Annotated in this window: 10 protein-coding genes; 2 read left to right on the top strand and 8 right to left on the bottom strand. The window is 63.3% G+C overall.

What is annotated here, in order from left to right; all coding sequences use genetic code 11:
- Positions 1–3 precede the first annotated feature (3 nt).
- The 4 genes from carA to dapB form a co-directional block, all read right to left on the bottom strand.
- Complete coding sequence (carA, locus tag A5892_RS00200; protein ID WP_064121076.1) at positions 4–1,155, bottom strand: glutamine-hydrolyzing carbamoyl-phosphate synthase small subunit; 1,152 nt, start codon at positions 1,153–1,155, stop codon at positions 4–6.
- Positions 1,156–1,463: 308 nt separating this feature from the next.
- A complete protein-coding gene (locus tag A5892_RS00205; RefSeq protein WP_064121077.1) occupies positions 1,464–2,525 on the bottom strand; it encodes an MBL fold metallo-hydrolase in 1,062 nt (353 codons plus the stop codon).
- Between the two features lie 87 nt (positions 2,526–2,612).
- Positions 2,613–3,158 (bottom strand): GNAT family N-acetyltransferase, encoded by a 546-nt coding sequence (locus tag A5892_RS00210; protein WP_064121078.1) that lies wholly within the window; start codon positions 3,156–3,158, stop codon positions 2,613–2,615.
- A 147-nt stretch (positions 3,159–3,305) separates the two neighbouring features.
- Positions 3,306–4,118 carry a 4-hydroxy-tetrahydrodipicolinate reductase gene (gene dapB / locus A5892_RS00215; protein WP_064124210.1) on the bottom strand — a complete coding sequence of 271 codons (813 nt, stop codon included), beginning with the start codon at positions 4,116–4,118 and terminating at the stop codon, positions 3,306–3,308.
- A gap of 152 nt (positions 4,119–4,270) precedes the next feature.
- Between dapB and A5892_RS00220 the strand changes: the two genes are divergently transcribed.
- A complete protein-coding gene (locus A5892_RS00220; RefSeq protein ID WP_064121079.1) occupies positions 4,271–5,233 on the top strand; it encodes an esterase-like activity of phytase family protein in 963 nt (320 codons plus the stop codon).
- Positions 5,234–5,394: 161 nt separating this feature from the next.
- Here the strand turns inward: A5892_RS00220 and dnaJ are convergent, their stop codons facing one another.
- The 3 genes from dnaJ to grpE form a co-directional block, all read right to left on the bottom strand.
- Positions 5,395–6,540 carry a molecular chaperone DnaJ gene (gene dnaJ / locus A5892_RS00225; RefSeq protein ID WP_064121080.1) on the bottom strand — a complete coding sequence of 382 codons (1,146 nt, stop codon included), beginning with the start codon at positions 6,538–6,540 and terminating at the stop codon, positions 5,395–5,397.
- Between the two features lie 219 nt (positions 6,541–6,759).
- Positions 6,760–8,691: a molecular chaperone DnaK gene (gene dnaK, locus A5892_RS00230; RefSeq protein WP_064121081.1), complete on the bottom strand. Its 1,932-nt coding sequence runs from the start codon at positions 8,689–8,691 to the stop codon at positions 6,760–6,762.
- 184 nt (positions 8,692–8,875) lie between these two features.
- Positions 8,876–9,508, bottom strand: a complete 633-nt coding sequence (gene grpE, locus A5892_RS00235) for a nucleotide exchange factor GrpE (protein ID WP_064121082.1) — start codon at positions 9,506–9,508, stop codon at positions 8,876–8,878.
- A 279-nt stretch (positions 9,509–9,787) separates the two neighbouring features.
- On the opposite strand from grpE, the gene recN reads away from it, so the two are divergent.
- Positions 9,788–11,467 (top strand): DNA repair protein RecN, encoded by a 1,680-nt coding sequence (recN, locus tag A5892_RS00240; RefSeq protein ID WP_064121083.1) that lies wholly within the window; start codon positions 9,788–9,790, stop codon positions 11,465–11,467.
- Between the two features lie 133 nt (positions 11,468–11,600).
- Here the strand turns inward: recN and fur are convergent, their stop codons facing one another.
- A complete protein-coding gene (fur, locus tag A5892_RS00245; RefSeq protein ID WP_064121084.1) occupies positions 11,601–12,056 on the bottom strand; it encodes a ferric iron uptake transcriptional regulator in 456 nt (151 codons plus the stop codon).
- Between the last annotated feature and the right edge of the window lies 1 nt (position 12,057).

The following is a 12,057-nucleotide window of genomic DNA, read 5'->3' on the forward strand; positions in this document are numbered from 1 at the left end:
GTATCAGTGGCCCTTGTGCGCGGCCATCATCGCGATGAAGCGATCGAACAGCGGCGCCACGTCATGGGGACCCGGGCTCGCTTCGGGATGCCCTTGGAAGCTGAACGCGGGGCAATCGGTACGCTCGATGCCCTGCAGGGTGCCGTCGAACAGCGAGCGATGGGTGGCGCGCAGATTGTCGGGCAGGCTCGCTTCGTCGACGGCAAAGCCATGGTTCTGGCTGGTGATCATCACCTTGCCGGTATCGAGATCCTGCACCGGGTGGTTGGCACCGTGGTGGCCATGCCCCATCTTCACCGTCTTCGCTCCGCTCGCCAGCGCGAGCAGCTGATGGCCGAGACAGATGCCGAACACCGGCACCTTGGCCTCGCACAGCGCCGCGATCGCCTCGATCGCATAGTCGCATGGCTCGGGATCACCAGGACCGTTGGAGAGGAAAACACCGTCGGGAGCGAGCGCGAGCACCTCTTCGGCGGAGGTCTCGGCGGGAACGATGGTCAGGCGACAGCCGCGCTCGGTGAGCATACGGAAGATGTTGTACTTGGTGCCATAGTCGTAGGCGACCACGTGGTAGGGGCGCTCGCGCTGTTCGAAGTCGCTGTAGCCTTTCCCGAGCACCCATTCGCCATCGTGCCACTCGAGCCGCTCGGTGGTCGATGCGACCCGGGCGAGATCCATGCCCTTGAGGCCGGGGAACTCGCGCGCCAGCTCGATCGCCCGCGCCTGCGCATCGCTGTCTTCGGCTGCGGGACCAGCCAGAATGGCGCCATTCTGCGCGCCCTTGTCGCGCAGGATACGAGTCAGGCGACGCGTATCGATATCGGCGATGCCGACGATACCCTGGGCACGGAGGTACTCATCCAGCGTGTGCTGGCTGCGAAAGCTGCTGACCAGTCGCGGCAGGTCGCGGATCACCAGGCCCGAGGCACAGACCCTGCTGGACTCGACGTCCTCCTCATTGACCCCGGTGTTGCCTATATGGGGGTAGGTCAGAGTGACGATCTGTCGTAGGTAGGAGGGATCGGTAAGAATCTCCTGATAGCCGGTCATCGCCGTGTTGAACACGACTTCCCCACTGGTCTGGCCATCGGCCCCGATGGAGACGCCATGGAACACACTGCCGTCCGCCAATGCCAGTATCGCGGGTTTGATCAAGGCTCTGTCCTCCCGAAGACAAGATGGACGCCCGGCCGAGAGAGACCGCCGCTATGCCGCGAAGCGCGGCCGGCGGTCGAACCGAGCGTGGTTGGATCCTGGTGTTCACCTCGAGGCGGCGTGAGGGATGAAAGCTTGCCGCGCGTAAAAAAGCGGGACGAATCCCGAAGGCTTCATCCCGCTTTCCGTGCAGTCCTGTACCGGCACCCTTGCATTCCTTGACTCCAAAGAGCCGGGACCGATTCGCCTTTGCGGGGCCACACACCTTTGCCCGAGGCCAAATTTTTCTGATTCTACGATATCCGGACTCAAAGGGCCAGTTCGGGCTCTCCAGAGAGAGAACGCCTGGAGTAGCGCAGGGTCTCTCCCGGCGTCGGCACGATGAATGCTTCGGAATCGATCCCTCGCGCCTCCCGCGCGGCCTCGAGCCGCTGCTGCGGCTCGAACTGACCGTCATCGGCGAGCGAGAAGCAACCGAAGTGGCATGCCAGGCTGCGCTGGCTGCCGAGCTGACGGTGCGCTTCCAAAGCCTCGTCCGGCCCCATGTGAAAATCGCGCATGAACCACTGCGGGCGAAAAGCACCGATCGGCAACAGCGACACCGCCATCGGCCCAAACCGCTGTCGCAGCTTGGCGAAGTCGTCGCCGAATCCAGTATCGCCCGCGAAGTATATCTTCCCGAGCGAGGTCTCGAGCACGAAGCCGCCCCACAGCGCACAGCGCCTGTCCCACAGCGAGCGCGCGCCCCAATGACGCGCGGGAACGAAGGTCAGCCGCCTCCCGCCAAGCTCGGCCTGTTGCCACCAATCGAGCTCTTCGACCACCCTGACGCCCGCATCCCGGCACAGCCTTCGATTACCGAGCCCGGTGAACAATTTCATGTTGGGGAATCGCCGCCCCAGCTGGCGCAAAGTCCATACGTCACAATGATCGTAGTGATTGTGGCTGAGCAGTACCGCATCGATACGCGGCAGTGCGTCGAGCGCCACTCCTGGGGGATGGAAACGCTTCGGGCCCGCAAAGGTGAAGGGGCTGGCGCGCTCAGACCAGATCGGGTCGGTCAGCAGGTTCAAGCCAGGTAGTTGAATCAGGAAGGTCGAATGATTGACCAGAGTCACCCGAATCTCGTCCTCCCCCGCCTCGGCGACTGGCCGGCACGGCCGCTCCAATCCTGGCTGCCAATGCCAGCGCGGAAGGTGGTTCTTGCGCTCCTGGCGCCAACGCTTGAAATCCTCGCGCGAACGTTCAGGCAGCGGCGGGTGATTGAAAAAACGCTCTCCATCGAAATGGTCCGAGCATGGGCCGCGATAGCGATAAGCGCTGGCCAGCCCCTTGAGGCGCAGCCACGAAAGCGGTGCAAAACGAGACATGAAAACGTTCGACTCTCCCTGAAACGATGGCAACTGGGCGGTGGCCACGCGAAACCGAGGCTTTCCCTCAGGCCCGACGACGGCTGCTCAGCGCAGCCGGGCGTAGAGCAGCGTATCGCCAAGCCGCCCGGCGGCGTCGCGACGGTGCCGGCGCAGCCGCCCCTCGAGCTCGAAACCCGACCGCTCGGCCACCCTTTGGCTGGCGAGATTTCGCGCATCGCAGCTGAGCCACAAGCGTTCGAAGCGAAGCTCTTCGATCAAACAGGTGGCGAGCGCGCGCAGCGCTTCGCTGAGATAGCCCCTTCCCTGGCTCTCGCCAGCTCCCCAATAGCCTAGTTCAGCACTCGGAATACACCAATCGATGTCACGCGCGTCCATCACCCCGACCAACCGCTCCTCCCCCTTGCGCCACAGCCCAACCGTCAGACTGCGCTCGCAAGCGTAGAGGCCACGCACACGCCGGCAGAAAGCTTCTCGCTCGCCCAAGGAAGTGTCCTTTCTCACCCAATCGAGCCAAGGCGCCAGATGCGCATGAGAGCGTTGAAGCTCAGCATGCAGCGGCTCTGCATCCGTGATCTCGAGCTGGCGCAGCCAAAGCCGCGGGCTCTCGATGCGTCGCGGCAGTCGGCTCATGTCACGATACCCCGCTGAGGCGCACAGCCTGTGAAGCCATCGGCGAACTGTGCAGGGCCTTGAGAGCCAGGCGCACCGGATGAGGTGCGAGGCGCACCCGAGCATCGAGCAGATCGAGCATCCAGCGCATCGCCCCCCCCCCCGGATTCAGCCGTGCTTGAGCCCAAGCACGTCCTGCATGTCGTAATGCCCTGGTGCGCGTCCGGCCACCCAGCCCGCGGCGCGCGCCGCGCCGCGGGCGAAGGTCATTCGGCTGGAGGCCTTATGGGTAATCTCGATGCGCTCGCCTTCGGCGACGAACATCACCGTATGCTCACCGACGATATCCCCACCGCGTACGGTGGCGAAGCCGATTTCGTCCGACCGCCGCGGGCCGCACTGACCGACGCGAGAGAACACTCCACACTGGTCGAGGTCGCGCCCCAGCGCATCGGCCACTGCTCGCCCCATCATCAGCGCGGTACCGGAGGGAGCGTCGACCTTGTGACGGTGGTGGGCCTCGATCACCTCGATGTCGAAGCCGGCGTCACCGAGTGCCTTGGCGGCGGTGGCGAGCAGGTTGAGCGAGAGATTCACCCCCGTACTCATATTGGCGGCGAACACCAGAGGCAGGCGCTTGGCGTACGCCTCCAATTGGTTCGACTGCTCGGCGTCGAGCCCGGTAGTGCCGATCACCATGCCCTTGCCGTGCTCGGCGCAGAAAGCCAGGTTGTCGAGCGTGGTCGCCGGTGTGGTGAAGTCGATCAACACATCGAAATCATCGATGATCCGATCGAGGCTGCCCACGGCGGTGACGCCGGCACGGCCGAGCCCGCAAAGCTCGCCGATATCGACACCGACCAGCGAACTGCCCGAACGGACCACCGCGCCGCCGAGATCAGCGTGCTCGTCCTCGAGCACCGCCTGCACCAGCATCCGCCCCATGCGCCCGGAGGCGCCCATTATCGCGATACGTGTCATGCCGCTCGTCTTCGCCTCTTCGAAATGGATCGGCGGGTAAAAGGCTTCATTCGTGCCTATCCCGCCGCGTCGCATCCAAGGTTAACCGCTCGGGCGACAGCCCGCACGGACTGAAGTAGCATCGCAGGGCCATTCAAGCCGACCGGTATTCCATGCGCGCTCTCGCTCTCTACCATTTGATCGCGGCCCTCGGCCTCGCCGCCTGCGCCCCGACCGGCCCATTCATGCTCGGCGGCCCGGAGGGAGGCGGCGAAGCCACCGGCGTCGGGCTCTGCGGCACCCTCAAGCTACCTGGCAGAATGCCCGATGGCACCGCTCTCGGCGGCATCTCCGCGCTGGCCTACGATGCCACCAACGATGTGCTCTACATGCTTGCCGATCGCGCACGGGTATTCACCGCCAGAGCTCTTTTCGATGACGACCGGCTGGTCAGGCTCGAGCTGCTCGACAGCTTCACCCTGCTCGATGCCAATGGCGACCAGCTCAGGATGCCCAGGTCGGACAGTGAATCGATGGCCTTGAGCGTCGCAGCGGATGGGGCAAGGACATTGTTGGTAGGCTTCGAGCGCGACCATCGCATTCAACGCTTTTCACTCGATCCCAAGCGCCTCGGCATACCCCTCGATGACCCGATTCGCCCCGAGGGTGTCCGCAGCGCACGCAACAACGGCAGCTTAGAGGCAATGACCATCCACCCGCGCTTGGGCGTCATCGCGGGGTTGGAGTTCTCCCCACGCGATCTGCCCCGCGGCGAGACCCGTCTGTTCGACCTGCATGGCAATGAATGGCGCTATCGGCTTGCCGAGGCCGCAGGCAGTGGACTTACCGCTATGGCGCCGCTCGACGATGGCTTGCTGACACTCGAGCGTGCCTTCAAACCGTTCCATCCGCTGGTGATCTCACTGCGCAAGGTGACACTCGAAGCCAATGGAGAAGCGCACGTCGAGACCCTGGCTCGCTTCGCCAGTGACCAAGGTTGGCGACTCGACAATTTCGAGGGGCTCACCCTGATCGGCGACCACCGCTACCTGATGGCCAGCGACAACAACTATCTGCCGATCCAGAGCAGCTTGCTGAGCTGCGTGGAGGTTCCTGGGGCGAGTGAAAAGCGATAGACGACTCCCCGACCTCACAGACCGGCAATACCCCGGCGCAAACCACGCCGTCCACCGCCGATAGCGCCGATAGCGCCGAGACCAGCTCGCCCTGAACGAAAGGGACGGCGATAGAATGGAAAAAGCCCCGAATCCGGGGCTTTTTCAACTGAAGGTGACGCTCAGGGACGCATGTCCTCGAAGAATTTCTTCACCCCGTCGAACCATCCGCTCTTACGCGGAGAATGCTTGGTGCCGGTACCGTCGAGGCTCTCCTGGAAAGCACGCAGCAACTCCTTCTGGCTCTCGTTGAGATTCACCGGGGTCTCGAGCACGACCTTGCACATCAGGTCCCCCGGCACGCCACCGCGCACCGGCTTGACACCCTTGCCGCGAAGCCGGAACTGCTTGCCGGTCTGGGTCTCCGGCGGGATCTTGAGCTTGACCCGACCTTCGAGGGTCGGCACTTCCAGCTCGCCGCCCAAGGTGGCATCGACGAAGTTGATCGGTACCTCGCAATAGAGGTCGCGCCCATCACGCTCGAAGATCGGGTGTGGCTTGATCGCTATCTGAACGTAGAGATCGCCCGAGGGGCCGCCATTGACGCCACCTTCGCCCTCGCCGTTGAGCCTGATCCGATCACCGCTGTCGACACCGGCGGGGATCTTCACTGACAAGGTTCGAGTCTCGCGCACCCGCCCTTCACCGTGACACTGCACGCAAGGGGTCTCGACCACCTCTCCGCGCCCGTGGCAGGACGGGCAGGTCTGCTGCACAGCGAAGAAGCCCTGCTGCATGCGCACCTGCCCCATGCCGTTACAGGTCGGACAGCTGCGCTTCTTGGTACCCGGCTCGGCGCCGTCGCCATGGCAATGGCCGCACTCGGCAAGCCTTGGGATGCGAATGTCGACGCTGGTGCCAGCGACCGCCTCTTCGAGTTCGATCTCGAGGTTGTAGCGCAGATCCGCGCCTCGCGCAGCGGAATTGGGACCACGCCCACGCCCACCAGCGCCGAAGATATCGCCGAACACATCACCGAAGATGTCGCTGAAGCCGCCCGCGCCGGCACCAAAGCCACCCGCGCCGAAGCCGCCGGCCTGACCATCGACACCGGCATGGCCGAACTGGTCGTAGGCGGCGCGCTTCTCCTGGTCCGAGAGCACTTCGTAGGCTTCGGATACCTCGCGGAACTTGGCTGCGGCCCCATCATCGTCCGGATTGCGGTCGGGATGATATTTCTGCGCCAACCGACGATAGGCTTTCTTGATCTCTTTCTGATCGGTGGATCGATCGACACCGAGAACTTCGTAATAGTCACGTTTCGACATGGGTCTATCGGCCTCCAGATAGCCGCCTAGGCCTCGTGCGCAAGCTCGGTGAGCACCTCACAAGAGCCATGAGTGTCAGTCAGGTTCGTTCAAGGCGATGCAGCGCTCGCCAATGGCTGCAAGAAATGCACCATCTACGGCTGCATCACGCGAAACGGCGCGGAAGCATGGACTTCCGCGCCATCGCTCGAAGCTGAGCGGCGAGACCGCCTTCGCTCCTTACTGTTTCTTGTCGTCTTTGACCTCTTCGTACTCAGCATCGACGACATCGTCTTCTTTTTTGCCGCCCTGCTGAGCCTGATCGGTGCCAGCGGACTCGCCGCCCTGCTGGGCCTGCTCGGCGTAGAGCTTCTGGGCCAGGGCGCCGGAAGCCTCGGTGAGGGCATCGAGCTTGGTCTGGATAGCATCCTTGTCGTCGCCCTTCAGCGCTTCCTCGAGATCCTTGATCGCCGTCTCGATCCGCTCTTTCTCACCTGCCTCGGCCTTGTCACCCGCCTCTTCGAGCGTCTTGCGAGTGGCATGGATCATACCGTCGGCCTGGTTACGCAGCTGTACCAGTTCCTCGAACTTCTTGTCCTCGGCCTGGTGAGCCTCGGCGTCGCGGACCATCTGATCGATCTCCTCCTCGGAGAGGCCGCCGGAGGCCTTGATCACGATGGACTGCTCCTTGTTGGTCGCCTTGTCCTTGGCCGACACATTGAGGATGCCGTTAGCATCGATGTCGAACGCCACCTCGATCTGCGGCATGCCACGCGGCGCCGGCGGAATGTCGGAGAGATCGAAACGGCCCAGCGACTTGTTCTGCGCAGCCTGCTTGCGCTCACCCTGCAGCACGTGGATGGTCACGGCCGTCTGGTTGTCATCGGCGGTGGAGAAGGTCTGGGTCTTCTTGGTCGGGATGGTGGTGTTCTTCTCGATCAGAGCGGTCATCACCCCGCCCATCGTCTCGATACCCAGCGTCAGCGGGGTGACGTCGAGCAGCAGGACGTCCTTGACGTCACCGCCGAGCACACCGCCCTGGATCGCCGCGCCCATCGCTACCGCCTCATCCGGGTTGACGTCCTTGCGCGCTTCCTTGCCGAAGAACTCAGCGACCTTCTGCTGCACCATCGGCATGCGGGTCTGGCCACCGACCAGGATCACATCGTCGATTTCGGAAGCCGAGAGGCCAGCATCGGCCAGCGCTGTCTTGCACGGTGCCAGCGAACGCTGTACCAGATCCTCCACCAGCGACTCGAGCTTCGCCCGGGAAACCTTGACATTGAGGTGCTTGGGCCCGGTCTGGTCGGCGGTGATGTAGGGCAGGTTGACGTCAGTCTGCTGCGCGCTCGACAGTTCGATCTTGGCTTTTTCCGCGGCCTCTTTGAGGCGCTGCATCGCCAGCGAGTCGCCGGACAGATCGATGCCACTATCAGCCTTGAACTGGCTGACCAGATAGTCGATCAGCTTGATGTCGAAGTCTTCGCCACCGAGGAAGGTGTCCCCGTTGGTCGCGAGCACTTCGAACTGGGTCTCGCCGTCGACGTCCGCGACCTCGATGATCGAGATGTCGAAGGTACCGCCACCGAGGTCGTAGACCGCGATGGTCTTGTCACCGCGCGCCTTGTCCATGCCATAGGCCAGCGCCGCGGCGGTCGGCTCGTTGATGATCCGTTTGACGTCGAGTCCGGCGATGCGCCCGGCATCCTTGGTCGCCTGGCGCTGGGAGTCGTTGAAGTAGGCCGGCACCGTGATGACTGCTTCGGTGACCGTTTCACCGAGGTAGTCTTCGGCGGTCTTCTTCATTTTCTTCAGGACTTCGGCGCTGATCTGCGGCGGCGCCATCTTTTTGTCCTTGACCTGCACCCAAGCGTCGCCGTTATCGGCTGCGACGATTTTGTAGGGCACCATTTTGATGTCTTTCTGCACCACATCGTCGCTGAATTTGCGACCGATCAGGCGCTTGACCGCATAGAGGGTGTTGGTCGGATTGGTCACCGCCTGACGCTTGGCGGACTGGCCTACCAGCGTCTCGCCATCGTCGGTATAAGCGATGATCGAAGGAGTGGTACGACCACCTTCCGCATTTTCGATCACGCGCGTCTTGTCACCATCGAGCACCGCGACGCAAGAGTTGGTGGTGCCCAGGTCGATACCGATGATACGTCCCATTAGATTCACCTCGAGTCTTTGAGCTTTGCGGCGGCTAACCGCTGACCATTCAATTAATGATTGCGCGAACGTCTTTGCGTGATATTCGGCAGTGATGAACCTCTTACCTTGCCGTGTCACACCACCTGGTTGCTTGGCTATATAAGGGCGCCGCGCGGGCTTTCAAGGGTAGCGCTGTGATTCCTCAGGGCACCTTGCTGACCACGACCATCGCCGGGCGCACCAGACGGTCGTTGAGCAGGTAGCCTTTCTGCAGCACTTCGATCACGGTATTCGGCTCCACCGCGGGATTCGGCACCATCGCCATCGCCTCGTGATACTGCGGATCGAATGGCTCGCCTTGAGGGTCGAGCACCGAGACACCGGCCTTGCGCAGTGCGTCGAGCTGCAAGTCGCGCGTCATCCTCACCCCCTCCCGATGCACTTCGGCGACCGATTCGTCCTGCAGGCTCTCGAGCGCCTTGTCGAGACTGTCGACTACCGGCAGCAGGCTGCCGACGAACTTCTCGAGCGCGAACTTGCGCGCCTTGTCGACTTCCTGATCGGCACGGCGGCGGGCGTTCTGCGCCTCCGCGGCGGCGCGCAGCGCCTGGTCACGGGCACCTGCGAGTTCGGCTTCGAGCTCCTCGATGCGGGCGGTGAGCTGATCGAGCTCGTCGCTACCGCCGACCGCCTGATCTTCCACGCTCAGCTCGTCCTCGACCGACAGACCGGGATCGAGCGTCTCATCGATCTCCAGCGGCTGCGGCTCGGCATCGCGCTCGGCGCGGGCGAGTTCTTCGTCGACTTGCTGCGGATTTTGTGGATCACGGGCCATCTTCACTACTCCTGACGCAATCTCGTTGATGGTCGAGGCCGCTCGGCGCGCACACCAAGCAGGCTGATTGAAGGGGTGTCGAACTTCCTTTCTGCTCAGCCGTTCGTCCGATGGACTCAAACATGGGGTTGATAGGTGTCGATCTCAAGCCACCAAAGCGCACATAGAGGACTGTATGAATCGACACTGCGCGGGTGTAATATCGCCAATGACTGTACGCATGCACATGAAACCAAGATGTCGCCAAGGCGACGCCCCATGTGATCAGGAGGAGCGTCCATGCTGACCCAGCTCACGATCCGCGACTATGCCATCGTCGATCGACTCGAACTCGACTTCCATCGCGGCATGACCGCGATCACCGGAGAGACCGGCGCGGGCAAATCGATCCTGCTCGATGCGCTATCGCTGTGTCTCGGCGAGCGCGCGGACGCGGGCAGCGTACGTCACGGTACCGAGCGCGCCGAGCTCTCCGCACGCTTCGATATCTCCCGGCTGCCAGAGGCCAAGGAGTGGCTGGAGGCGCGGGAGCTCGGCAGCGACGACTGCCTGCTGCGCAGGGTGATTTCGAGCGGCGGGCGCACCAAAGCCTGGATCAATGGCTCCCCCTGCACGATCGCCGACCTCAAGGCCCTCGGGGAACGGCTGATCGATATCCACGCCCAGCACGCGCATCAGTCGCTGCTGCGAGAGCAACAGCACCAGCGACTGCTCGACGAGTACGCCGGGATCACGGCCGAAGTCGACGAGCTGCGCGGGATGCACCGCGACTGGTCGCTGCTGCGCAAACGGCTCAGGCAGGCCCAGGAGAGCGGCGACGAGATCCAGGCCCGGCGCCAGCTGCTGCGCTACCAGGTCGAGGAGCTCGACACCCTCGGCCTCGCCGAGGGCGAGCTCGAACGCCTGGAGGAAGAGCAGACATCCCTGGCCCATGCGGAGCAGTCGCTCAGCGAGGCGCAGCTGGCGCTACGATACTGCGAAGATGATGAAGAAGGCGCCCTTGCGCGCCTTTTGAGGGCGCGCAGCGGCCTCGCCGAGCTGCCGGGCAGCGATCGCGGGGCGCTGGCCGCGGCGCTATCGCTGCTCGAGGAGGCCAGCATCCAGATCGAGGAGGCCGGCCGCGAGCTCAACCGCTTCGTCGATGCCACCGAACTCGATCCCACCCGGCTCGCCGAAGTCGACAGCCGACTCGGCGATGTCCACCGCATCGCCCGCAAGCACCATGTGATGCCGGATGAAGTGGTCGAACTTCATCGACGTCTGGCAGACGAACTGGCCCAGCTCGAGGTCGGGGACGACGATCTTGAAGCGCTGGCCTTGAAGACCCGGCAGCTGCGTGACGAGTGGCGCACCCTCGCCCAGCGAATCTCCGATATTCGTCAGCGCAAGGCGTGCGAGCTCGGCGAGCAGATCCAGGCACAGCTCGCCTTCCTCGGCATGGAGAAAGCTCGCTTCGAGGTGGCGGTCTCACCTCGCGAAAGCGCCCAGCCGGAGGGCATCGATCAGGTCCAGTTTCGAATCAGCGCGAACCCCGGACAGCCTCCCCGGGCGCTCAACAAGATCGCCTCCGGCGGTGAGCTTTCCCGCATAAGCCTTGCCATTCAAGTGGTGGCCGCACGCCATAGCACCATTCCCACGCTGGTCTTCGACGAAGTCGACGTCGGCATATCGGGCGCCACCGCGGAAATCGTCGGCCAGCTTCTGCGCGGGCTCGGCGAGCGTGATGCCCAGATTCTCTGTGTCACCCATCTGCCACAGGTGGCGGCACAGGGACACCAGCACCTGCACATCGAAAAGCAGGCCACCGATGAATCCACCCTGACCCAGATGGCACTTCTCGACGAGAGCGGGCGCATCCGGGAGCTGGCTCGGATGCTGGGCGGCGTCCATCTCTCCGAGCGCACCCTCGCTCACGCCCACGAAATGCTGAGCGCAGGGCAGCACGCCGCTCAGCACTGAGCACCGACACTGGGAGATGAGTGCGAATCTTCACCCGCCCTACTCACAGCCCCCGGTGGTAGATGACGGAAGGCCCAACGAAAACCGCCGCTTCCAAGGAAGCGGCGGTTTCATCGAACACTACGCAGCGGACTCAGCCACCTCGGCGTGAAACGCCATCCAGACGAGTGGCTTTCGAGCCCTTCGGACGCACGTACAGCACCAAGGCATGATCGACGAGTTCATAGCCCCGCTCCTCGGCGAGCTCACGCTGGCGACGCTCGATGTCGTGATCGAAGAACTCGATCACCTCTCCCGTCTCCAGGCAAAGCATATGATCGTGATGATCTTCCTGGGAAAGCTCGAATACCGCGTGACCACCGTCGAAATTGTGACGCACGACGAGCCCCGCAGCCTCGAACTGAGTCAACACGCGATAGACTGTTGCGAGGCCGACATCCTCGCCCGCCTCAAGCAGAGAGCGATAGACGTCTTCCGCGCTCATGTGGAGATCCTCTTCTCGAGTCGCCTCGAGAATTTGCAGAATCTTCACGCGCGGCAAGGTGACCTTTAGGCCGGCCTTGCGTAATTCCTGGTTCCTGTCGGCCATG

The sequence above is a fragment of the Halotalea alkalilenta genome (assembly GCF_001648175.1).
GTDB lineage: Bacteria > Pseudomonadota > Gammaproteobacteria > Pseudomonadales > Halomonadaceae > Halotalea > Halotalea alkalilenta_A.